Origin of the sequence: Rhodococcus sp. UNC23MFCrub1.1 (genome assembly GCF_000686025.1) — a bacterium.
GTDB lineage: Bacteria > Actinomycetota > Actinomycetes > Mycobacteriales > Mycobacteriaceae > Rhodococcoides.
Genome location: NZ_JMLQ01000001.1, coordinates 1 through 23,195, shown reverse-complemented (window position 1 = coordinate 23,195; position 23,195 = coordinate 1). Strand labels below are relative to the sequence as shown.

The window sequence follows — 23,195 nt, the reverse complement described above, 5'->3', positions numbered from 1 at the left end:
CGGTGGCTCAGGGCGACCTCACCACGACGTCCTACGTCGTGCTCGGCATGTTGGTGTCGCGGGACCTCACCGCGTACGACATCTCGGAACTGTTCAGTCGTGGTGTGGGCGAACTGTGGCCTCGGGCGGGACGGCAGCACTACAACGTGCCGAAGAAGTTGCTCGAGCGCGGGCTCGTGTCAGCGAGAGCAGATGCCGTGGGCGCGCGTCCCCGCACCGTCTACTCGATCACCGACGAGGGGCGCGCAGCCCTGACGGCATGGTTGGCGCAGAAGTCTCGCCCGTCGGCCCTCGAGTTCGAGGGCATGATGCGGGTGCTGTTCGCCGAGCAGGGTTCCATCGAGGACCTGCGCGGCAACCTGCGGACGATGCGGGAGCAGGCCGACGCCACCCGCCGACTCTTCGGGCGGCACGCCGTCACGCTGCGAGACACCACCGTCGCGACGTTTCCGGAACGTCAGCACCTGATGGCACTCGCCAATCGCTTCATGGTCGGACATTTCTCGCACATCGTCGAGTGGAGCGACTGGGCGCTGGCCGAGATCGAGGACTGGCCGGACACCACGACTCCGGCCACCTCGCACCGGGATCGGACCGAGACGATGCTCGACGCCTCGGCGCGGCTGGGTGCACCGGAGGTGTCCCACGAGCCGTGACCGGACAGTCGGTTCACGGAGCGGGTTGGCACCTCGGGCACCAGTAGATCTGCCGCTCCTCGAGCGGGTTGTCGCCGAGAAGGCCCTCACGGATGCGGGTGCCACACCGACGGCATGGCTTGTTCTCGCGGCCGTAGACCCAGAAGTGTCGGCCGGCGCGGAGATCGCCCGTGAACGTGCGAGCGTTGCGGCTCTTGTTGGCGGTGATGGTGCGGTGGGACAGGTCGATCATCTTGGCCAGATTGCCCGCCTCGGCAACGGGAGTGTGGGGATCGACGCCGCGCAGAAACAGGATTTCGTTGCGGTAGACGTTCCCCAGACCGGCGATGACACGCTGGTCGAGCAGAGCGAGACCGATCGGCCTGTCGGGTTCCGCTTCCAGGTTCGCGAGCGCCACCGCGGGATCCCACAGGGGACCCAGCAGATCCGGCCCGAGATACCCGACCGCCTCCTCGACGGTATCCAGTATCTCGACGACACCGAGTTCGAATCCGACCGCGACTCGGTCACTCGTTCCCAGCACGATGCGCGCTTGGTAGGCAGGTCGTCGCCACGGTGTGTCCGGCTGGTAGATGTGCCACGCACCTTCCATCTTCAGATGGGAGTGAATGACTTTGCCGCCGACTTCGATGACGAGATGCTTTCCCGCCGACAGAACAGATTCCACTGTCTCGCCGGTGAAGTCGACCGTGGCGTAGCGCGGCACGCGCACATCACACGTGGTGAGGACCTTGCCGTCGAGTGCGTCGCGCAGACTGTTGGCCGTGCGCCAGACGGTGTCGCCTTCGGGCATGGATCAGGCCCTGATCCGCAGGCCACGCGGCGTCGCCGAGAAGCCCGCCTCGGTGAGGATCGTCGCGAAGACGGAGCCGTGGATGTCGCTCCCGTCGGTGCGTTCGATCACCAGCTTGTCCACCGAGCGGGTGGTGACCAGCGCGGCGAGCGCCGACGCCGCGGTGACAAGCACGTCGCGCTCCTCGGTGAAGGTGAGCACCGTCTTGCCGCCCCGCTCGACGTACAGCACGAGTTCGCCGTCCACCATGACGACGAGGGCACCGGCCTTGCGTCCGGGGCGGTGCCCGGATGCCGCGTCCACAGGACTCTTGGGCCAGGGCAGTGCGGCGCCGTACGGGTTGGCGGGATCGGTCGCGGCGAGTGCCACGGCCCCCACGGGCCGTTCGGACTCGCTGCGCAGTCGGTCGACGACGTCCGAGGTGGAGAACTGGGCGCCGCCGAGCGAGTCGACGAAATAGCCGCGTCGCGCCCGGCCGCTGTCCTCGAAGCCGGTGAGCACCTTGTAGACACCGCCGAAGCCGCCGGGGACGCCCTCGTTCATGACGGACCCTCGGGTCACGACGCCGTAGCGCTCGAGCAGGATGTCCGAGGTTGCATGTGCCCGGATGGTGGGGTCCGACTCGGCCTCCGGAAGTAGGGCCCACCGGCCACCCGCGGAGGGTGGTCCCGTGCGCGTCGGTAATGAGGGCCGCGCGAACCGCTGGTAGGACCGCGCCCGCGGCGAGCGTCGCGCGGGGCGGTGGCTCGGCGCCGAACGGGTGGTGCCGTGCAGCAGCGCTCGCAGCGGGGCGAACGTGTCGTTGGTGAGGTGCCCGGTCCACACCAGATCCCACAGTGCCGCAACCAGAGTCGTGTCGTCGGCCGGGGCGCCGGACTCGGTCTGGTGCAGCTGCCCGACGGTGTCGGACAGCTGTCGGAAGAAGTACGCGCCGCCGCCCGAGAGCACCTGCAGCACGGTCTGCTGCAAGTCCGTCAGTTCGTCGTCCTTGGCAGGCGGCAGCGTCACCGGGGCGGCATCGGCGGGATGGAGGCAGATCCACCCGTCCTTCGAGGAGATCGCGCCGTGGCCGGACCACACGACTTCGCCGGTAGCGGTCAGCTCGTCGAGCATCGCGGGGGAGTAGTCCCGGACACGCTGGGGCAGGATCAGCGACTCCCAGGCCGAGGCAGGAGCCGGGACGCCGGCGAGCTGGTCGACGACCGTCGCCACACCGTCGAGCCCACGCAGGGTGCCACCGACGTGCTGCCAACGCGGAAGGAAGCGGCCGAGGACACCGGTGGACACGGGTTCGACGTCCTGGCGTGCGGCGGCGAGCGAACGTCGGCGGAGCCTGCGCAGCACCTCGGCGTCACACCACTCACTGCCGGAACCGCCGGGCCGGAATTCACCTTCCACCACCCGCTTCTGGGCGACGAGGCGCAGCAGCACGTCACGGGCGACCGCCGACCCGATGCCGAAGCGGCCGGCGACGTCCGCGACCGAGAACGGACCGTGGGTGCGCGCGTAGCGGCTCACGAGATCCCCGAGCGGATCCTCGACGGGCTCGATGAACGCTGCGGGCGTGCCGATGGGCAACGGGACACCCAGCGCGTCACGCAGTCTGCTGGCGTCCTCGATGGCGACCCACCACTGCGACCCGGCGAACGAGACCTCGAGGGCACGGCGTGCCGCGGTGAGCTCGCCGGCCCACTGCGCTGCGGAGCCGGGCGACTCGATGCGTGCCTCGATCTCCGCCGTCGTGAGCGGGCCGAGCAGGCGCAGCAGGTCTGCCACGCCCTCCGCGTCGCGGGCCTTGCGGTCGTCGACGAGGCGCTGCAGTTCGAGCTCGGTGTCGGTGACGACGTCGCCATCGAGCAGGTCGCGCAGTTCGACGCGTCCGAGCAGCTCCGCCAGCAGCGAGGCGTCGAGAGACAGTGCAGCAGCACGACGCTCGGCGAGCGGGGAATCGCCCTCGTACATGAACTGGCCGACGTAGCTGAAGAGCAACGAGGTGGCGAACGGTGACGGGGAGTCGGTCTCGACGTCGACGATGCGGATCTGGCGACGCGCGATTCGCACACACAGGTCCTCGAGTGCGGGCAGGTCGTACACGTCCTGCAGGCACTCGCGCACCGTCTCGAGCAGGATGGGGAACGTGGGGTACTTCTTGGCCACGTCGAGAAGCTGCGCGGCACGTTGACGCTGCTGCCAGAGCGGCGCTCGCTTGCCCGGATTGCGGCGGGGCAGAAGCAGTGCGCGCGCGGCACATTCACGGAACCGCGACGCGAACAGGGCGGAGCCACCGACCTGCTCGGTGACGATGTCGGTGATCTCGTCCTTCTCGAAGACGAACAGGTCCGGGCCCGGCGGCTCGTCGTCGGTGTCCGGGAGGCGCACGATGATGCCGTCGTCGGACGCCGTGGGCTGCGAGTCGATGCCGTACCGCTCGATGAGGCGAGCGCCGATGGCGAGTGCCCATGGCGCGTGCACCTGCTGGCCGTACGGGGAGTGCAGCACCAGACGCCAGTCGCCCAGCTCGTCGCGGAACCGTTCGACGACCAACGTGCGATCGGTGGGCATGTGGCCCGTCGCCGTGCGCTGCTCGGTGAGCAGCGCGGACAGGTTGTTCACCGCGTTGACGTCGAGTCCGCTCTGCTGCAGGCGTTCGCGCAGGGCATCGTCATCGGAGGACTCACGCAGGAACGCGCCCAGGGCCTCGCCCAGTTCGGCCGGGCGACCGAGTCCGTCGCCGTGCCAGAACGGCAGTCGGCCGGGCTGCCCGTAGGCCGGGCTGACGAGAACCCGATCGTGGGTGATCTCCTCGATGCGCCAACTGGTGGCACCGAGGGCGAAGACGTCTCCGACGCGCGACTCGTAGACCATCTCCTCGTCCAGTTCGCCGACGCGGCTGGCCTTTTCGCCGACCATGAAGACGCCGAACAGTCCGCGGTCGGGGATGGCGCCGCCCGAGGTGACCGCCAGGCGCTGGGCGCCGGGGCGACCGGTGAGCGACCCGCCGTCACGGTCCCACACCAATCGTGGTCGTAGCTCGGCGAACTCGTCCGACGGGTACTTTCCCGACAGCAGGTCCAGTGTGGACTCGTAGGCGGACCGGGGCAGCGACCCGAAATTGCCGGTGTGCCTGACCATGTCGAACCACTCGTCGGCGTCGATCGGTTCGAGGGCGCACGCGGCGACCGTGTGCTGGGCGAGGATGTCCAGGGGATTGGCCGGCACCTTCAGCGCCTCGATGTGCCCGTCGGTCATCCGCTGCACGGTCACGGCGCAGTGGATCAGGTCGGTGCGGTGCTTCGGGAACAGCACGCCGCGGGAGATCTCGCCGACCTGGTGGCCGGCGCGACCGACACGCTGCAGACCGCTGGCCACGGACGGCGGCGCCTCGACCTGCACCACCAGATCGACTGCGCCCATGTCGATACCGAGTTCGAGGCTGCTGGTGGCGACGACGCACTTCAGTCGGCCGGACTTCAGGTCGTCCTCGATGAGCGCGCGCTGATCCTTGCTCACGCTGCCGTGGTGTGCGCGGGCCAGCAGCGGCTCGGCGCCGTGGACGACGTCCCCGGACGCGCCGATCTGGGACGGCGGCGCGTGATCGACGGGGGCACCGTCACCGAGGCGTTCGGCGTAGATCTCGTTGAGGCGCGCGGTGAGTCGCTCCGAGAGCCGTCGAGAATTGGCGAAGACGATGGACGACCGGTGCTCCAGGACGAGGTCGACGATCTGCGCCTCGACATGCGGCCAGATGGACCCCTGCTGCGGAGCGGCGGAGGCCGACCCCTCCTGCGGCTCGGTGGTGCCGAGTTCCGTCATGTCCTCCACCGGAACGCGCACCGAGAGGTCGAACGTCTTCGGCGACGGCGGGCACACGATGCTGATGGGTGCGGACCCGGTGAGGAAGCGTCCCACCTCCTCGTGTGGACGGACGGTGGCGGAGAGCCCGATGCGCTGAGCGGGCTTGTCCAACCTCGCGTCGAGACGCTCCAGCGACAGCGCCAGGTGCGCGCCGCGCTTGGTGCCGGCGACGGCATGCACCTCGTCGACGATGACGGTGTCGACGCGTTCGAGGGATTCGCGTGCCGCGGACGTCAGCATCAGGAACAACGACTCGGGTGTCGTGATGAGGATGTCCGGCGGCGTCTTTAGCATCAGACGACGATCGGCGGGGCTGGTGTCGCCGGAGCGCACGCCCACCGAGATCTCCGGCGGCGCGACCCCCTGCAACTTGGCCGTCTGCGTGATGCCGACCAGGGGAGCGCGCAGGTTGCGCTCGACGTCCACCGCGAGCGCCTTCAGCGGCGAGACGTACAACACGCGGGTGCCGGGTGCCGTGTCCTCGGGATCACGGCTGACCAGCTTGTCCAGCGCCCACAGGAACGCGGACAGGGTCTTGCCGGAGCCGGTGGGAGCGACGACCAAGGTGTGCGCGCCGCTGGAGATGGAGTCCCACGCGCCGAGCTGAGCGGCGGTGGGCGCGGGGAAGGCGCCGTCGAACCACGCCCGCGTCGGAGCCGTGAATCGCGCGAGCACGTCCTCCGGTGCCGGAGTGGGAGGGTTCTTCACCTCTCCATAGTGCACGGACCCCCTGACACGGTCGCCGGATGCGCGTCCCCGACCCCCGCGAGTACGTCGATGAGGTCGCTGAGAAGGCCGGGATCACAGCACTCTGGACGTACTCGCGAGGTGTGGCGGCGCGACGATCAGTCGTGCAGGCGTTCCTCGCCGCGATTGCGGAAGAACTTGAAACCCGGGATACCGATGACGGCCTTGCGCACGTCCTTGGTCACCTCGAGCAATTCGTGAATCTCGGGGGACACCGTGTCGAGCGTGGCGAGGATCGGCATGATGCCCTCCATCCGCTGCACCAGCTCCGGCAGCTGGTCCACGAGCTTCACGGCCGCCTGAACCTCGGCCTCGGAGAAGTTGTCCACGAAGGTGCGGCCCAGCGGGATCGCGCGCGCGGTGATGGGTTCGAGCTCGGAGATCATCGCCAGCGCCTTGGACGAGGCGGACTCCGCTCCGACGATGACGCCCTGCGCGTCCTCGGTGGTGGCCGAGACCTTGCCGATGACCGTCTGGGCCTGGTCGGTGATGCGCTCGATCGCGGCGATCACCTCGTCGACACGAACGAACAGGTCGTCGATCCGCCGGGGCAGCTGAGCGACGAACGCGACGGTGTCGAGCGACCAGAGAACGGTCCCGCGGGCGAGTCCGAGCATGTTGCCGAGTGACGGTACGGGCAGCCGGACGGTACGCACCGACAGATCGTTGTCGGGTGCTCGGTGTCGATCCACGTCGGCCATGAGCACAGTCTGCACGGTGACGCCCCTCACGCGGCGGTATGCGAGCGCACCGCACCCGTAATGTCGAGAACATGACTGCTTTCGTGACCGGGGCCAGCGGCTACATCGGTTCTCGCCTCGTCGACGCGCTCGTGTCGGCCGACGAGAGCGTCGTCGTGGGCTCGCGCACGCCGGAGAGGCTGACCGCCTTCGACTGGCACGACGACGTGCGGGCGGTGCGACTCGACGTGACCGACGCCGACTCGTGCGCCGCGGCGCTGTCCGCGCAGGACATCGACGTCGCGTACTACCTGGTGCACGCCATCGGGGAATCCGGCTACCGGGCCACCGACCTCGCGTCCGCCCGGCACTTCGCCGAGGCGGCACGCGCCGCGGGTGTCCGCCGCATCGTCTACCTCGGTGGCTTCGTCCCCGAGGGCGAGAAGCTGTCCGAGCACCTCGCGAGCCGCGCCGAGGTGGGCGAGGCGCTCACCATCGACGGCATCGAGGTGGTGTGGCTGCGCGCCGCCATCGTCATCGGCGCCGGATCGACGTCCTTCGAGATGATCCGGTACCTCGCGGACCGGCTGCCTGTGCTGCCGCTCCCGAGCTGGTTGAGCAAGCCGGTGCAGCCGATCGCCGTCGACGACGTCGTGCACTATCTCCTCGCGTGCGCGTCACCCGACGTGCCCGCCGACGCGTACGACGTCGCGGGCCCCGAGATCCTTCCGTACAAGGACCTCGTCTTCGCCTACGTCCGCGCCGCCGAGCTGCATCGTCTGGGTGTGCCCACCCCGGGCATCCCGACCAAGCTCGCGGCTCTCGTGATCGGCCGACTGATCCCGGTTCCGGGACTGCTCGCCGACGACCTGGTGCAGTCTCTCGTGAACTCGATGACCGCCTCGGAGAACCGCATCTCGGAGTTCGTCCCCGAGCCCGAGGGCGGTCTCACCGACGTCGACGACGCCATGCGCCGAAGCCTGCTCGGCGCGAGCGCCACCCGCGGCCTGGCCACGACGCCCGACTCGCTGCGCCTGGTGTCCTCGGACGCGGAGTGGACCGGCGGCGACGTCCGCAGCATTCGCCGCCGCGGCGCCGAACTGCTGAGCGAGGACGGGTGGAAGCTCGCCGAGGCACTCGGCATCGGCGCGGTGCTCTACTCGTGGCCCGTCGCTCCGGTCGTCCGGACCAATCTGGACGTGGTTGCCGCGGTCTCGTCCCGGGTACGGTCTCTTCTGAAGTTCTAGTCGGTCTCTCGTTCACAGACCGCAAGTTCCGACACGACCGACAGGTTCGACGAGCCGGAGGAGTACTTCATGGTGTCCTGGCATATGAGGGCCGAATCCATCGTGCGCAACGCGCTGGTGGACAAGGTCGACCGCGACCATCACGAGACCGATCGCGCCTTCCTACGGCGGCGCATCATTGTGGCGGTCGTGCTCGTCGTGGGCGCGACGCTGCTGGGAGTGTCGCTGTCGACCGAGCCCGGCGACCCCATGTTCTACACGCTGACCATCGCGCTGGCATTGGTGTGGATCGTCGGCGGGTTCCTGTCCGGGCCACTGCACCTCGGTCGCATCAACTTCCGCGGGACCCTGCGGCGGCCGATCATCACGCCGATCGCGATCGGTCTGGCCGCAGGTGGCGTGTTCATCCTCGGCGCACTCGTCGTGCGGGAGATCCCGCCGCTGCGGGACTTCACGGCCAACGTCCTCGATCACGCGCGCGTCGGACCGCTCGCGCTCATCGTCTTCATCACGTTGTTCAACGGGGTCGCCGAGGAGATCTTCTTCCGCGGCGCTCTGTTCTCGGCCATCGGCGTGAAGCGGCCGGTCGTCATCTCGACGATCGTTTACACCATTGCCACTCTGGCCACGGGCAACCCGATGCTCGGCTTCGCCGCCATCACCCTCGGTTTCGTGCTGGGACTCGAACGCCGGGCGTCCGGCGGCATTCTCGCGCCGATACTGACGCACGTCGCGTGGTCGACGGTCATGGTCTTCGCCATGCCACCACTGTTCGCCTGACGCTGCCCGATCGGGACGTGGCAGGGTAGCGCCCATGACCGGTGCACGAGGCAAGTCCGTCCGCTCGGACGATCTGGACGCCACCGATCGCGTGCTGGTGGAGGAACTGATCACCGACGGCCGCGCGACTCTCGCTCACCTCGCGGAGCGGGCGGGCCTCTCGGTCTCGGCCGTACAGTCACGAGTGCGCAGGCTCGAGTCGTCCGGGGTGATCCTCGGATACACCGCGCGCGTCGATCGGGAGGCCATCGGCCAGCCACTGTCGGCGTTCGTGGCCATCACCCCCTTGGATCCGACGGCGCCCGACGACGCGCCCGCGCGTCTGCGGCCGCTGCCCGAGGTGCAGGCGTGCCATTCCGTGGCGGGGGAGGACAGCTATGTGCTGCTGGTCCGCGTCGCGTCACCGCGGGATCTCGAGCGACTCCTGCAGCAGATCCGGACCACTGCCAACGTGCAGACCCGCAGCACCATCATTCTGCAGACCTTCTACGACTCCTGATCGCGCTGCAGCATTCTCCAGACGCGGTCCGCCGACATCGGCAGTGCGTGCGGCCGTACGCCGACGGCGTCCGTGACGGCATTGGCCAACGCCGGTGCGACGGGGTTGTACGGAGACTCACTCATCGACTTGGCACCCAGCGGCCCGAGCGCGTCATAGGTGTCCGCGAACAACACTCGGGTCGTCGGAACGTCGGCGAGTTGCGGGATGTGGTAGTTCCGTAGCGACGCTGTGGTCACGTGCCCCGTCTCGTCGAGCCTCATCTCCTCGTACAGTGCCGCGCCCAGCGCCTGCGCCACACCACCTTCCACCTGCCCACGGCACTGCACCGGATTCATCACCGTGCCGGCGTCGACGGCCTGCACGGAGTCCAGGATCGCGACGCGGCCGCTCCCGGGGTCGACCGCGACCCGAAACCCGTGGACGTTGAACACCACCGAGCGAGGCGATCCGCCGTGGTACCCGTCCGCCGCCAACGGTCCGTCGTGGGCCGCGACGATCTCGTCGAGGGAGCACAGTGCGCCGTCCACCGTGACGCCCTCCGGACCGAGCACGCCCTGCGTCGGCAGCGATCCGGTCAGGCTCGATGCGGCACCGATGATGCTCTCGCGCAACGACTCCGCGGCGAGTGCGACAGCCTTGCCGGCGACCACCGTGCCCGCCGACCCGAAGGCGCCCGTGTCGTGGGAGGTGACGTCGGTGTCCGACTGTGCGATCTCGATGCGGTCGACGGTCGTGTTCAGGATCGACGCCGCGATCTGACCGTGCACCGTCGTGGTGCCGTTACCGAACTCGGCGGTGCCGACGCGCACCAGGTAGCGAGCTCCGGGCAGAGCGGTGATCGACGCGTCGGAGACGTGGCCGCGCGGCGGCACGGTGGCATTCATGCCGATGGCCACGCCGACGCCCACCTGCCATCCGTCGGGCGCCGGCGATCCGGGCTCGGCGAGTGCCTCGTCCACGAGATCGAGGCACTGGTCGAGTCCGTAACTGCCGAACAGGAGGTCGCCGTCGAGGACGTGCGCGGCGACGAACGGATCACCCGGCACGACGACGTTGCGACGCCGGAACTCGATCGGATCGATGTGCAATCGGTGCGCCAACTCGTCGAGCGCCGACTCGACGGCGAAACCGGTCTGCCCGACGCCGTATCCGCGGAACGCGCCGGACGGAATCGTGTTCGTGTACACCGCTCTCGCCTCGACGCGCTTGGCCGCGCAGCGGTAGAGGGCGATCGAGTCGGTGGAATGGTGCAGCACACCGGGACTGTGGTTGCCGTAGGCGCCGGCATCGCTCAGCACGTCGAGGGTCAGCGCGGTGAGCGTGCCGTCGGACGTGGCGGCTGCGGTGACCGACACCTCCATGGGATGCCGACAGGGCGCGACGGTGAACTGGTCGGCACGGGAGAACTCGAGCTGTACCGGTCGACGCACCGTCAGAGCGGCGAGCGTCACGAGATCCTCGGTGAGCATCTCCTGTTTGGCGCCGAACCCGCCACCGACCCGCGTCGTGAACACCCGAACGGTGTCCGGATCGAGGTCGAAGATGTGACACAGCTCGTCCCGTACGAGGAACGGGACCTGCGAGCTCGTGCGGACGGTCAGGCGCCCGTCCTCGGCGAACCAAGCGATCGCACCGTGCGTCTCGAGGTGAGTGTGCTGCACGCGGGCGGTGCGCCACGTTCCGGTCACCACGGCGTCCGCGGCCGCCAGGCCCGCCTCGACGTCGCCGGTCGTACCGCTCACCTCGGCCACGACGTTGCGCTCGACGTCCGCGATCCTGGCCTCGGGACCCTTGCCGGCGTGGACGATCGGGGCTCCCGGTGCGAGCGCGTCCGCGGGATGCAGCACGGCGGGCAGCACCTCGTACTCGACGATGAGGCGCCGTCTGCCCTCCTCCGCGGCGGCCACCGACTCGGCGATCACCGCCGCCACCCGCTGCCCGACGTAGCGGAGCTCGCGATCCAGAACGAGAGTGTCGTCGGGATCGTCGTCCCGTGACTCGTGGCGTGCGGTGGAGAAGGCGACGGGCGGCGCGTCCTCGTGGGTGAGCACCGCGACCACACCCTCGACGGCCAGCGCGGCCGACGTGTCGATCGAGACGATGCGCGCACGGGCGTGGGGGCTCCCCAGCACCGACAGATGCAGTAGACCCGGCATCGCGACGTCGAGCGTGTAGGGCTCCGTTCCCGTGACGACGCGAGCGCTGGCCGGTGCGGCGACGGAGCGTCCGCACGCCGGTCCCTCGGTGGACTTCTCGATGGTGCGCACACCCGTGACCGCGTCGGTGATCGCCCGATACCCGGTGCAGCGACACAGGTTTCCCTTGAGCGAGGTGTCCAGATCCTCGGTCTGCTCGTCGGTGAGGGCGGCGGCGGTGACGATCATGCCGGCCGTGCAGAAACCGCACTGGAATCCGGCGGCGTCGACGAATCGCTGCTGCATCGGATGCAGGTCGTCCGGCGTGCCCAGCCCGGCCACCGTGGTGACCTCCCGACCGTCGGCGCGGTAGGCCGGAACGATGCACGACTGGACGGCGGCACCGTCCAGCAGCACCGAGCAGGCGCCGCAGTCGCCCGCGTCGCACCCCTTCTTCACCTCGAAGCGTCCGACGTCGCGCAGGGCCGTGCGCAGGCACTGGCCCGGTCGCGGGGACATCTCCACGGTCTCCCCGTTGACTCCCACTCTCATGACAGCTCCTCGCAGATCTGCTGTGCCAGCACGCCGCTCACGTGGCGTCGCCAGTCCGGTGCTCCGTGCACGTCGTCGTACCACTGGTCGGCGGGTATCGCGGCGTCCAGCAGCGCGGCCACGTCCTCGGCGTGCGGCACTGCCTCGAGTCGCAGCTGGTGCGGGCGGCGCGTCGACGCGGTGACGGTGAGGACGCACGATCCGTCGGCGTCCCGGCGACCGATCACGACGGCGCCGGAGCGCCCGCGAGGTGCCAAGGACATTCTGCGGCAGGCGAATCGGGAGCGCAGAACGGCGTCGTCGATCTCGATGCTGCGTATCACCTCGCCCGGTGCGAGCGACGTGCGTTGGGGTCCGGTGACCAGCGTGGCGACGGGTACGCGCCGCTCGTGACCGTCGGGGGTCCAGATCACCGCGACGCCGTCGAGCGCCGAACACAGTGAGGTCATGGATCCCGCGGGAAGTCCGAGGGCGATGTTCCCACCGACCGTGGCGAACTGCTGCACCTTGAACGACGCGAGCAACGCGTCGGAGCAGAGGGCCACCAGCGACTCGAGGTCCGGCCACCGCGGCGGCCACGACATCCGACGCAGCGTGTCCACGGTGCACGTCGCGGCGATCTCGAGCCCCTCACCGACGACGACGGGTTCCCAGCCGAGGTCCGTCAGATCGACCAGTCGGTGCACCCCCACCTGCGGTTCCGAGAAGACCCACGTCCCACCTGCCACCACGGCGGTGCCGCCGTCGATGACCGAGAGATCGCCCCGCGTACGAGCCCGGACGACCTCGCGCACGGTGTTCAGGTCCACGGAATCACCGCCCGGCCTTCGTGAGCAGCGCCGTGTGCGCCGCCGCCACGTCCCGGGCCACCGTCTCCTCGTCGACGGTCATGACCACGCCGTTCTCGACCACCACCCGCCCGTGCACGAGGAGCCGTTCGAGGGGCGGCCGGTCGCCCAGTACCAACGCGGCGACGGGGTCGGTGATGCCGGCGTGGGCGGCGCCGTCGATGCGCCACAGCGCCAGATCGGCGAGCTTGCCCACCTCCAGCGAGCCGATCTCGTTCTCGCGCCCGAGGACTCGGGCACCGCCGAGTGTCGCGAGGTCGAGGCTCTCGCGCACGGTCATGGCCCGGGGTCCGCCGCGCGCCCGTGCGAACAGTGCTGCGTGGTGCGCCTCCTCGAGCATGCTGCAGGACTCGTTGCTGGCGGCACCGTCGACGCCGAGCCCCAGGGGAACCCGCGCGTCGATCAGATCGCGCGCTCGGGCGATACCGGCGCCCAGCCGCGCGTTGGACGTGGGGCAGTGGGCCGCCCCGGTTCCGGTGGCCGCCATGGTCGCGATCGCGGCGTCGTCGAGATGCACGGCGTGCGCGTACCAGACGTCGTCGCCGACCCAGCCGACCGATTCCATGTACTGCACCGGCGTCATGCCGAAGTTGCTGCGGCAGAACTCCTCCTCGTCCAGGGTCTCGGCGAGGTGTGTGTGCAACCGGACGCCCAGCTCGCGCGCCAGCGTCGCCGATTCGCGAAGGAGGTCGCCGGTGACGGAGAACGGCGAGCACGGTGCGAGAGCGATGCGCAGCATCGATCCGAAGGACGGGTCGTGCCAGCGGTCGACCGCGGCGCTGCTCGCGGCCAGGATCGCATCGAGCGACTCCACGACGCTGTCCGGCGGCAGACCACCCTGACTGTGTCCCAGGTCCATCGATCCGCGCGTCGGGTGGAACCGCAGACCGACCGTCCTCGCGGCGTCGATCTCTGCGCCCAACACGTCGCCGCCGTCGTGGGGGAAGACGTAGAGGTGGTCGGTGGTGGTGGTGCATCCGGTCGCGGCCAACCGAGCGAGCCCACCCGTCGCCGCGACGCGGACCGAGTCGGCGTCGATGCCGGCCCACACGGGATACAGCGTCGTCAACCACTCGAAGAGCGTCGAGTCCGCGGCCAGACCGCGGGTGATCCACTGATAGAGATGGTGGTGCGTGTTCACGAGGCCGGGAGTCAGGACGCAACCGCGGCCGTCGATGACGGTGACCTCCGGACCGTCGGGACGCGGCGGCGGTGTCCCGTCGCCGAGCGCCGCGATGAGCCCGTCCTCGATCAGGACCCAGCCCGCCGCCCACTCGGAGCGGGCGGGATCCACGGTGATCACGTGGGCGCCCGTGATGAGAATGCGGTCCGGCACGTCGTACTCCTGTCCTCGCTGTGTCACCGAGTCAACACCGTGTCGGCCACCCGCGCAGGGCGCGCGCCGACGAAACGTGGCCGAAACGAGCGCCGCCTACTGTCGGATCCTCCAACGACGATGCGGGCGGGTGAACGGGTGTGCTGATCCAGGACGTGCTCGACGTACCGAAACTCGCGCTGCGGCGCCTCGTCGGCACCGACGACCAACTCGGTCGGACCGTGCGGTGGGCCTTCGCGACCGATCTGCCGGACCCGTCGCGCTACATCGTGGGCGGCGAGCTGGTCGTCACCGGCATGGTGTGGCGCCGCGCGCCGGAGGACAGCGATGCCTTCGTGGCGTCGGTCGTCGCGGCGGGCGCTGTGGCGCTCGCGGCGGGCGACGAAGTGTTCGGTTCCGTCCCCGACGACGTGGTGAATGCGTGCGAGAAGTACTCGCTACCGCTGCTCGCGGTGCCCTCGGCGGTCGCGTTCGCGGACGTCATCGCGGCCGTCACCAGCCGGGTGACCGGCGATCGGGTGGCGCGGCTCTCCGCCAGTCTGGCCCGCCAGCACCGATTGCTCACCGCGGTCACCGACGGACGCGCGCTCGCGGACCTCACGCACGAGACGGCGCGGGACACGGGCGTGACCTGCCGGATCATCACCGCGGTGGGCCGGCCCGTGGTGTCCGCCGAGCCGTTGGCCACGGAGGTGGTGGACGCTCTCGTCCGCACTGCGGCGCAGAGTCTTCCGTGCCGCGTGCTCACCGAGAACACGGTGCGGTCCGTGCTGCCCGTCGGATCGAGTTTCGGTCACCGTGCGACTGCGTGGTACCTCGTCGTGGACGGTGACCACGAGTGCCTGGACGGGCAGGTTCTCGATGCGCTCGGTCAGCTGGCGAGCATCGCGGCCCTCGATCGCGTGCGCGTGGACGACGGCGCGCGGGTGCTGCGCACCATGGCCGACCGCGCGGCCGAACTCCTCGTCGACGGATCCGGAGAGCAGGCGCTGGAACGCATTCGACAGATCGGCGTCGACGTGACAGGAGACGTCGTCGTGCTGGCCGCCACCGCGGATATGCCTGTCGAGGTCCTGGCCGCGGTGCTCACCGACGCGGTGCGGGAGTCGGTCGACGGTGCGGTGAGTGTGGGAGTCACCGGCGGGGACCTCGTGATCGGCGTCGTCGGGCTACCTTCCGGTCGGACGTCCACCCGCATGGCCGCCGATCTCGCCCTTGCGCTGCGTCGACTCGAGGACACCGTGACCGGACGGATCGCCGTGGGCGTGGGTACGGCGGTGGAGGCCGCGGCCCTCGTCGGATGTGTGCGGTCGGCACAGCATGCGCGTGAGGTGGCGGCGGCATCGGCCGACCGGATCGCCGTGCGGACCAGCGCGGACACCGGGTCGGCCGCCGTCCTGCTCTCGGTGGTGCCGGACGGACTGCGCGCTGCCTATGCCCGGCGGGTGCTCGGCGCGGTACTCGACCACGACAGCCGCACCGACGCGGGACTGCTGGACACGCTGCGGGCGTACCTGCACCACGACGGTTCCTGGAGCCGCACTGCGGACGCCCTCCACGTGCACGTCAACACGGTGCGGTACCGCATCGGACGGGTGGAGGCGCTGACGGACCGAGACCTGGGGACGACGGAGGACCGCACCGACGTCTTCGTCGCGTTGGCCGTGCTCGGGCCTCAGCCGACGACGCTGTAACCCCGCCAGGCGGATCCCGCGTCGGGGGCGTCCTCGCGTTCGACGGTCGCCTGGATGAGCCCGTAGGGACGGTCGTCGGCGTGGAAGACCTCGCCGATGTTCTCGACGCCGAAACGGTCGAGGTCGTACAGGAAGTGATGCTTGTTCGGCGCGCTCATCCGGATCTCCGCGATGAACGGGAATGCCTCCAGCGCAGCGCGTCCCATCGCGAAGAGCGTCTGTTGCAACGCGAGCGACTGGAGTGTGGCGAACTGCTCGATCATCACTGCCTTGACGCCGGCGTACACCTCGTCCCAGTCGACGTCGGTGGTGGTGTAGCGCCACCGGGCCTCGAGCGAGGTGGCCATGACGCGGTCATGAGTCGGGGCGAGCACGGTGTAGGAGTCCTCGAGGAAGCCGGCGAACTCGGAGCCCGTCGACTTCAGGATGATCAGATCCTTGAAACCCGCGGTGACCCAGGTCTTCTGCTTCGCTCCGGAGCCGCCCACGGTGACCGAGGCGACCCGCGTCTCCTGGCCCTTGCGCACCCACGTGTGATCGTGGGGGCGGCCGTCCACGGTGACGCGCTCCCACGCGTACTCCTCGAGTTCGATCCGCGCCTCCGTCACCGGCTCGACGTCGTCGACGAAATGCCGTGCCAGATCCAGGCCGTACGACTCGAGATGCAGCAGGCCCTTCTCCTTCGCGTAGGCGTACGCGGTCTGCTTCTGGGTGTCCGTCGGCAGGACCGCGCCCTGGTCACCGACGAGATGGGCGGCGGAGAAGTCGCCCCGCAGTGCCGAGGACACGGAGATGTCCCGGATCTCGTGGCGGGCGGTGTCGCGGTAGATGCGCACCACTCGGTTCTCGGCCTTGCCGTACTGGTTGGCTCCCAGGACGATGTTCCCGGTCAGATCGGTCATGGGGTCAGCTTCCTCGATAGGTGGAGTACGCGAACGGGGACAGCAGCAGCGGAACATGGTGGTGCGCATCGACATCGAGGACGGTGAAGGTGATGGACACCTCTGGGTAGAAGGTCTGCGTCCCGGACTGCTCGAAGTACGCGGCGGTGTCGAACACGAGTGTGTAGACACCGGCCACCGCGTCGTCCGGGAGCAGTTCCTTGGCGCGTCCCTCCTCGTCGGTGATGCCGGTGGTGACCACGTCGCCGTGCTCGTCGACCACCGCGAGACCCACCCCCGTCGCCGGTGTCCCGTGTACCGCGTCGAGGACGTGGGTGCTGACGCTCACAGTTCGGTCCGCTCGGTCAGCATGCGGGTCAACCTGATTCGATTGATCTTCGCCAGTTCGGTTCTCATCACGCGCCTCTCCGTCTCCGGATCGTTGTCGAGCCTCTCGGTGAGGATAGCGAGAAGCTCCGTCGCAGGGCGGCCCGTCGCACACACCAGGTAGACGTGGCCGAACTTCTCCTCGTAGGTCCGATTCCCCGCCGCGAGCGCGTCCTTGACGCCCTGGTCCGCCTCGCTCACGGCCGCTTGCTCGCGCTGCGACGACGAGCCGGCGGTCACCGAGGCACCGATACGTGGATGACCGTCGAGTGCGCGGTCGATCTCCGTCTCGGACAGTTCCGCCAACTCGCTGTCGGCGCGTTCCAGGAGGGCCTCGGCGCTGTCGAAGGGGCGACCGACGGCCACCCGGCGCGCCCAGATGGACGACGAGCAGCACTCGAACAAGGCGTGCATCGCGGCGCGATCGGACAGCCGATTGAATCCGTCGAGCCCGAGCGCTTCGTGCAGGAACACGAGCGTTCCCTTCTGTGGTGGGGATCAGGACAGGTCGTTCAGTCTGCCGAAACGCGCCGCGGCGATGGGATTCGCATCGGCGACCAGGTCGTCGAACCGGTGGTTCGCGATCTTCGCGACCTCGATCATGGCGAACGACCGCTCCGCACCCGGTGAGTTCTCCATCCGCGACCACCCGTTGGCGAGCACCCGGTCGTAGTGCTCGGTTTCGGCCGCGCAGATGACGAGGGGGAAGCCGAAGTGATCCCGGTAGGCGGTGGCCAGGTCGACCACCGAGCGGTGCTCCTCGTCGCCGAGGTGCGCGAGCGAGACGTGGTCCTTGGCGAACGCGGTGCCGGTGTCGTCCTCGCTGCCCAGATCGGGGAAGGCGCTGATCAGCTCGACCTGCTCCTCCGTGGTGCCTGCGAGCAGGGAATCCTGGAACGCCTCCCGCAGTGCATGAGCATCCGCGTAGGGCCGCTGCTCGTACGCGCGACGCACCACCCAGTCCGATCCCTGCACCACGTCGCCGAACGTCGTCGAGAACTCGTCGAGGCTCATCTCGTTGACGGCGTCGAGGGTGATCGAGTCGCCGGGGGAGCCCGCCACCGTCGCCCCGCGCGAGCCACCCACGTGGAAGAACAGGATGTTGAGGACGATCGCGGTGAACGCACCCAGCACGATGCCGCTCGAGAACAGCAGCTCGAGCCAGCTCGGGACACCCTCCGAGACGGTCGGCTGGATCGTGACCAGCAGGGCCAGACCGAGACTCGTCGCGACGATGATGAGGTTGCGGTGGTCGGTGAAGTCCACCTTCGACAGGGTCTGGATGCCCACGACCGCCACGGTGGCGAAGAGCGCCAGCGCGGCGCCGCCCAGGACGGGTGACGGAATGGACGCGACCACGGCCGCCGTCTTCGGCAGCAGGCCCAGGACGATCATGATGACACCGGCGGCGGCGACCACCCACCGGCTGCGCACGCGCGTCAGGCGCACCAGGCCGACGTTCTCCGAAAAGGCCGTGTACGGGAACGAGTTGAAGGAGCCACCGATCACCGTGGCCACGCCGTCGGCACGCAGGGTGGCGGCGATGTCGTCCTTCGTGATCCGCTTGCCGACGATCTCACCCGTCGCGAAGACGCTGCCCGTCGACTCGACCGCCGTGATCATCAGGACCACGATCATCGAGATGATGGCGATGACACTGAACTTGGGCGCGCCGAACAGGAACGGCTGCGTGAACCCTACCCACGACGCCTCGGAGACACCGTCGAACGTCATGTCGCCCAACACGTACGCGGTGGCGCTGCCGATGACGAGTCCCAGCAGCACGGCGATGGTGGCGGTGAAGCCGCGGAAGAATCGCTGGATCAGCACGATGATCACCAGCGTGCCGATCGCGTAGGCCATCCAGCGACCGTTGGTCGGATCCTGTTCGTGGGTCGCAGGATTCGTGACGGCGTCGTTGACGGCCACCGGCAGCAGGGCGATACCGATGATGGCGATCACCGTCCCTGTCACCACCGGTGGGAAGAACCTCAGCAGCCTGCTGAACCACGGGGCGATGAGGAACGTGAACAGGCCCGCCACGATGACGGCGCCGTACACGTACAGCAGGCCCTCGGTTCCGCCGCCGTTCGCCATCGCGATCGCGATGACCGGGCTGACACCGGCGAAGGTGACGCCCTGCAGGAGCGGCAGCTTCACGCCGATCTTCCGGAAGCCGACCGCCTGGATGATCGAGGCGATGCCACACGTGAACAGGTCGGCGTTGATCAGGTGGATCAACTGCTCGTTGGTGAGGCCGATGGCCCCACCGATGATGATCGGGACCAGCACCGCCCCGGCGTAGAAGGCGACGACGTGCTGGAACCCGTAGGCCGCCAGCTTGTGGGCGGGGAGAACCTCGTCGACGGGGTGACGCCGCGTGACGGCGGAGCGAACAGTCATGAGTGGACCTGGTTCCAGGCGAGGGCCGAAAAGGCCTGAGGCGGTGCCCTGCGACGGTGCAGGGCGGCGAGTGACCGGAGTGCGGTGCGATCAGACTCCGCCATGCGGGGCCACCCCGCCAGTCGAGACCGCACAAAGTCGGGGCACCGGTCCGCGCTGGTCGTTGGGTGATCAGCCAACAGGTGGTGAAGAGTGAGGGGCGATGAGCAACCACTATCACCACCTGGTGTTCGGACCCTCGGCGCTGGCGCGGCAGCGCGCGAAGGGCAGCTACACGGCCTACGGTGCGCAGACGGAACGCGGCGACGACGGACCCGACGAACTCGACGGCCGCGAGAAGGTGATCATCCGCGCCGCGGATCAGTTCTACCTGTCGACGGTCACCGAGACCGGGTGGCCCTACGTCCAGTACCGCAGCGGGCCGGCCGGGTTCCTGCAGGTGCTCGACGACCACACACTCGCGTTCGCCGACTTCGCCGGGAACAACCAGTACGTGACGGCCGGCAATCTCGACGCGAACGACCGCGTGGCGCTGATCGTCGTGGACTACCCGCGCCGCCAGCGCGTGAAGATCTACGGGCGCGCGACGGTGGTCGAGGGAAGTGCGGACCCGGCGTTGCTCGAGCGACTTCGGCAGGTGCCCGGCGGCACCGTCGAGTCGCGGTGCGAGCGCAGCGTCGTGATCTCCGTCGAGGCGATCGACTGGAACTGCACCCGCAGCATCATCCCGCGCTACGACCAGGACTACGTGAGCCGGATGGGTGCGCTGTACGAGCGCGACGCCGCGGCGCGGGAGAAGGTGCTGCTCGACCGCATCGCGGAGCTCGAGGCGAGGCTGGAGTAGGCGTGGCGTGGGGTGTTCCACTTGCGGCCGCTGGGGGCGGGCTCCCGCGTGTGGGTGCGGAAAGTGGGACGTGGCGCCCGGGAGGTGGAGTTTCTGGTCCTCTCGGCGGCGGACGGGGCGGGATCCCGCGCCATTCGGCGTCGAGCGGAGCGTCACGTGCGCGGGGTGTTCCACTTGCGGGCGCTGGGGGCGGGTTCCCGCGAGTGGGTGCGAAAAGTGGGTCGTGGCGCCCGGGAGGTGCTCGACGCGCACTGGCGCCGGGGACGCAGCCCGTGCAGGGTGGTCGCATGACGACGGTCGGCGTGGTGCTCGCGGCGGGTGCGGGCACCCGGTACGGCGCCCCCAAGATCCTGGCGCACGACGGGCTCTGGTTGGACCTGGCGGTGCGGGCGCTGCGAGATGGCGGGTGCGACGAGGTCCTGGTCGTCGTGGGTGCCGCGGCGCCGGAGATGCCTCCCGGCGCGCAGGCCGTGGTGAACGACGAGTGGCGCACCGGCATGGGCAGCTCGGTGCGGGTGGGCCTGCAGGCATGTGAGACGACCGACGCCGACCTCGCGGTGCTGCACCTGGTGGACACCCCCGACATCGGCGCCGAGGTGGTGGGGCGGGTTCTCGACCACGCCGCGAGCACTGGAATCGCGCGGGCCACCTTCGATGACACTCCCGGTCACCCCGTGGTGCTCGCGCGCCGGTGGTGGGCGGAGGTCGCGGAGGCGGCGACGGGGGATCAGGGCGCCCGCACCTTCCTCCGCGGCAACCCCGACGTGATCACCGTCGAGTGCGGGGACCTCGCGACGGGTCGCGATCACGACCGCCCGAGCCCCTGACGATTACGCCGAGGCCCGGCTGGGCACAGGACAGTCATGCCGATGAGTTCGTCCGAAGGTAAGTCCTGGACCCGCGACCGTGTCCACGCCCTGGGGTCCGAGCGACCCGTCTCCGTGCTCGACATCGGACCGGGGGTGGGGACCTACGCGAAACTGCTTGCAGGGCAGCAGCTCTCCCGCATCACCGGTGTCGAGATCTGGGAGCCGTACGTGGAGACCTACCGCCTCCACGAGTACTACGACGAGATCATCCTCGGTGACGCGCGCACGGTGGATCTGCCGACGGCGGACGTGGTGATCATCGGCGACGTGGCGGAGCACATGACCGAGGCCGACGCGGTGGCGCTGTGGGCCAAGTGCTGTGCGGCCGCGACGCGGGCGGCGTACCTGTCGATCCCGATCGTCCACTACCCGCAGCACGAGATCGAGGGCAATCCGCACGAGATCCACGTCGACGAGGACTGGAATCACGAGCGCGTGCTGTCCTCCTTCGAGGGCATCGGCGCCTGGGAACTCGGGTCCGAGGTCGGCGTCTACGAACGACTGCTCGCCTGACCGGACCGGAGAAGCCTGCCCAGTTCCTCGAGGTCGTCGACGACGAAGTCCCAGTCGTCGGTGGGTTCGGACTCGGTCTGCTGCGGTCCGTGCTCGTGCGGGCGGCGCACGAAGGCGGTCTGTAGTCCGCACCCACGGGCGGCGGCGAGATCATCGTTGTGTGTCGCGACAATCAGGCACTGGCCGGGAGCGAGATCGAGCAACTCCGCCGTCCGCAGATACGACTCGGGAGTCGGCTTGTAGGCCTGCACCACCTCCGCGCCGAGGACCGCGTCCCAGGGGATGCCGGCACGCTTGGCCATGTCGAGGAGCAACGACACGTTGCCGTTGGACAGGGGTGCCACGATGACGGACTCGCGGACGGCTGCGATACCGGCGACCGAGTCCGGCCACGGCGGCAACCGGTGCCACGCCAGAGTCAGATCGTCGACCGCCTCGATGGGGAGCACATACTCCGCCAGGAGTTCCACGAGACTCTCGCGGTGCAGCACGTCGAGTTTGGTGAAGGGGCGCTCACCGGTCCGGATCGGTTGCATCGAGGGCTGGTACCTCGCACGCCACCGGTCCGCGAAGTCGCCCGGATCGATGTCGTCGCGTTCGGGGGCGTACTCGTCCAGCCAGCGCCGCACCTCGTCGGCGATACCCCCGCGCCAGTCGACGACGGTGCCGAACACGTCGAAGAGTGCGGCCCTGACCTCTGTCACGACGCGTGCCCGTACGAGCCTGGAGACGGGAACGCCCGCCCTGGTCGATCGGTTCTCACGTGCGGACTGTCGTCGGCCATGAGAGGAGCGTAACGGGGGCGGGCGTCCGGCCGGCTCACTTCAGTTCTGCGAGAACAGTTCCCTGGGTGATGGCGGAGCCGGGCTCGACGGCGAGTCCGGTGACGACGCCGTCCTTGTGGGCGGTGACGGGGTTTTCCATCTTCATCGCTTCGAGGACGGCGATGAGGTCGCCGGCGACGACTTCTTGGCCTTCGGTGACGGCGACCTTGACGACGGTGCCCTGCATGGGTGCGGTGACGGCGTCACCGGACGCGGCCGCGCTGCCGGCGCCGCCACGGGTGCGCGCCTTGGGCTTGCGACGAATGACGTTGCCACCGGCAGCAGCGTTGCCGCCGAGCGAGAACTGGCCGGGCAGGGACACCTCGACACGGCGGCCGCCGACCTCGACGACGACGTTCTGTCGGGGTCCGTTCTCGTCGTCCTCGATGGGGGCGCCGGCGGTGAACGGTTCGACGGTGTTGTCCCACTCGGTCTCGATCCACCGGGTGTGGACGTCGAAGGACTGACCGTCGCCGATGAAGGCCGGGTCGGAGACGACGGCGCGGTGGAACGGGATGACGGTGGCGAGGCCCTCGACGCGGAACTCGGCGAGGGCGCGGCGGGAGCGGGCGAGGGCTTCCTCGCGGGTGGCGCCGGTGACGATGAGCTTGGCGAGCATGGAGTCGAACTGGCCGCCGATGACGGAGCC

The 23,195-nt window shown here is 69.3% G+C and carries 20 protein-coding genes; 8 read left to right on the top strand and 12 right to left on the bottom strand.

Going from position 1 to position 23,195, the window contains the following annotated elements:
- The first annotated feature begins 2 nt into the window (after positions 1 to 2).
- Positions 3 to 656: a PadR family transcriptional regulator gene (locus BR07_RS0100100; RefSeq protein WP_027503696.1), complete on the top strand. Its 654-nt coding sequence runs from the start codon at positions 3 to 5 to the stop codon at positions 654 to 656.
- 13 nt (positions 657 to 669) lie between these two features.
- On the opposite strand, the gene BR07_RS0100095 is transcribed toward BR07_RS0100100, so the two are convergent.
- The 3 genes from BR07_RS0100095 to BR07_RS0100085 form a co-directional block, all read right to left on the bottom strand.
- Complete coding sequence (locus tag BR07_RS0100095) at positions 670 to 1,449, bottom strand: DNA-formamidopyrimidine glycosylase family protein (RefSeq protein WP_027503695.1); 780 nt, start codon at positions 1,447 to 1,449, stop codon at positions 670 to 672.
- Positions 1,450 to 1,452: 3 nt separating this feature from the next.
- Positions 1,453 to 6,012, bottom strand: coding sequence for an ATP-dependent helicase (locus BR07_RS0100090; RefSeq protein ID WP_027503694.1), 4,560 nt, complete (start codon positions 6,010 to 6,012; stop codon positions 1,453 to 1,455).
- Positions 6,013 to 6,149: 137 nt separating this feature from the next.
- On the bottom strand, positions 6,150 to 6,752 hold the full coding sequence (locus BR07_RS0100085; protein WP_081821082.1) for a hypothetical protein: 603 nt from the start codon (positions 6,750 to 6,752) through the stop codon (positions 6,150 to 6,152).
- A gap of 71 nt (positions 6,753 to 6,823) precedes the next feature.
- On the opposite strand from BR07_RS0100085, the gene BR07_RS22635 reads away from it, so the two are divergent.
- The 3 genes from BR07_RS22635 to BR07_RS0100070 all read left to right on the top strand — a co-directional run bounded on the left by BR07_RS22635 (position 6,824) and on the right by BR07_RS0100070 (position 9,257).
- Positions 6,824 to 7,978: an NAD(P)H-binding protein gene (locus BR07_RS22635; protein WP_037183781.1), complete on the top strand. Its 1,155-nt coding sequence runs from the start codon at positions 6,824 to 6,826 to the stop codon at positions 7,976 to 7,978.
- A 69-nt stretch (positions 7,979 to 8,047) separates the two neighbouring features.
- Complete coding sequence (locus BR07_RS0100075; protein ID WP_027503692.1) at positions 8,048 to 8,758, top strand: CPBP family intramembrane glutamic endopeptidase; 711 nt, start codon at positions 8,048 to 8,050, stop codon at positions 8,756 to 8,758.
- A 34-nt stretch (positions 8,759 to 8,792) separates the two neighbouring features.
- Entirely contained in the window at positions 8,793 to 9,257 is a 465-nt protein-coding gene (locus BR07_RS0100070; RefSeq protein ID WP_027503691.1) for an Lrp/AsnC family transcriptional regulator, read from the top strand.
- Here the strand turns inward: BR07_RS0100070 and BR07_RS0100065 are convergent.
- From BR07_RS0100065 to BR07_RS0100055, 3 genes are read right to left on the bottom strand one after another with little or no spacing between them, the layout of a single operon-like run.
- Entirely contained in the window at positions 9,245 to 11,947 is a 2,703-nt protein-coding gene (locus BR07_RS0100065) for a molybdopterin-dependent oxidoreductase (protein ID WP_027503690.1), read from the bottom strand. The two genes, BR07_RS0100070 and BR07_RS0100065, sit on opposite strands and share 13 nt — an antisense overlap.
- Positions 11,944 to 12,756 (bottom strand): FAD binding domain-containing protein, encoded by an 813-nt coding sequence (locus BR07_RS0100060; protein ID WP_027503689.1) that lies wholly within the window; start codon positions 12,754 to 12,756, stop codon positions 11,944 to 11,946. The genes BR07_RS0100065 and BR07_RS0100060 overlap by 4 nt, the downstream gene beginning before the upstream one ends.
- A gap of 4 nt (positions 12,757 to 12,760) precedes the next feature.
- Positions 12,761 to 14,158 (bottom strand): 8-oxoguanine deaminase, encoded by a 1,398-nt coding sequence (locus BR07_RS0100055; protein ID WP_231476080.1) that lies wholly within the window; start codon positions 14,156 to 14,158, stop codon positions 12,761 to 12,763.
- A gap of 113 nt (positions 14,159 to 14,271) precedes the next feature.
- Between BR07_RS0100055 and BR07_RS0100050 the strand changes: the two genes are divergently transcribed.
- Entirely contained in the window at positions 14,272 to 15,825 is a 1,554-nt protein-coding gene (locus BR07_RS0100050) for a PucR family transcriptional regulator (protein WP_027503687.1), read from the top strand.
- Here the strand turns inward: BR07_RS0100050 and pucL are convergent.
- Genes pucL through BR07_RS0100030 form a run of 4 tightly spaced genes read right to left on the bottom strand, consistent with a single transcriptional unit; the run spans position 15,807 to position 19,496 of the window.
- A complete protein-coding gene (gene pucL / locus BR07_RS0100045) occupies positions 15,807 to 16,727 on the bottom strand; it encodes a factor-independent urate hydroxylase (RefSeq protein ID WP_027503686.1) in 921 nt (306 codons plus the stop codon). The genes BR07_RS0100050 and pucL overlap by 19 nt on opposite strands.
- 4 nt (positions 16,728 to 16,731) lie before the next feature.
- On the bottom strand, positions 16,732 to 17,055 hold the full coding sequence (gene uraH / locus BR07_RS0100040; protein WP_027503685.1) for a hydroxyisourate hydrolase: 324 nt from the start codon (positions 17,053 to 17,055) through the stop codon (positions 16,732 to 16,734).
- Positions 17,052 to 17,561 (bottom strand): 2-oxo-4-hydroxy-4-carboxy-5-ureidoimidazoline decarboxylase, encoded by a 510-nt coding sequence (gene uraD / locus BR07_RS0100035; RefSeq protein WP_027503684.1) that lies wholly within the window; start codon positions 17,559 to 17,561, stop codon positions 17,052 to 17,054. Before uraD ends, uraH begins: the two co-directional genes overlap by 4 nt.
- 30 nt (positions 17,562 to 17,591) lie before the next feature.
- Positions 17,592 to 19,496: a solute carrier family 23 protein gene (locus BR07_RS0100030; protein WP_027503683.1), complete on the bottom strand. Its 1,905-nt coding sequence runs from the start codon at positions 19,494 to 19,496 to the stop codon at positions 17,592 to 17,594.
- A 202-nt stretch (positions 19,497 to 19,698) separates the two neighbouring features.
- Here BR07_RS0100030 and BR07_RS0100025 point away from each other — a divergent pair, with 202 nt between their 5' ends.
- The 3 genes from BR07_RS0100025 to BR07_RS0100015 all read left to right on the top strand — a co-directional run bounded on the left by BR07_RS0100025 (position 19,699) and on the right by BR07_RS0100015 (position 21,722).
- Positions 19,699 to 20,340, top strand: a complete 642-nt coding sequence (locus BR07_RS0100025; protein WP_027503682.1) for a pyridoxamine 5'-phosphate oxidase family protein — start codon at positions 19,699 to 19,701, stop codon at positions 20,338 to 20,340.
- Between the two features lie 287 nt (positions 20,341 to 20,627).
- The gene (locus tag BR07_RS0100020) at positions 20,628 to 21,167 is read left to right on the top strand and encodes a nucleotidyltransferase family protein (RefSeq protein ID WP_027503681.1); all 540 of its coding nucleotides are present in this window, start codon (positions 20,628 to 20,630) and stop codon (positions 21,165 to 21,167) included.
- A gap of 42 nt (positions 21,168 to 21,209) precedes the next feature.
- Positions 21,210 to 21,722 carry a class I SAM-dependent methyltransferase gene (locus BR07_RS0100015; RefSeq protein ID WP_197027698.1) on the top strand — a complete coding sequence of 171 codons (513 nt, stop codon included), beginning with the start codon at positions 21,210 to 21,212 and terminating at the stop codon, positions 21,720 to 21,722.
- On the opposite strand, the gene BR07_RS0100010 is transcribed toward BR07_RS0100015, so the two are convergent.
- The gene (locus BR07_RS0100010) at positions 21,701 to 22,426 is read right to left on the bottom strand and encodes a haloacid dehalogenase type II (RefSeq protein WP_027503679.1); all 726 of its coding nucleotides are present in this window, start codon (positions 22,424 to 22,426) and stop codon (positions 21,701 to 21,703) included. The genes BR07_RS0100015 and BR07_RS0100010 overlap by 22 nt on opposite strands.
- 115 nt (positions 22,427 to 22,541) lie before the next feature.
- A partial coding sequence (locus BR07_RS0100005) for an acetyl-CoA carboxylase biotin carboxyl carrier protein subunit (protein ID WP_027503678.1) occupies positions 22,542 to 23,195 on the bottom strand: 654 nt, incomplete at its 5' end.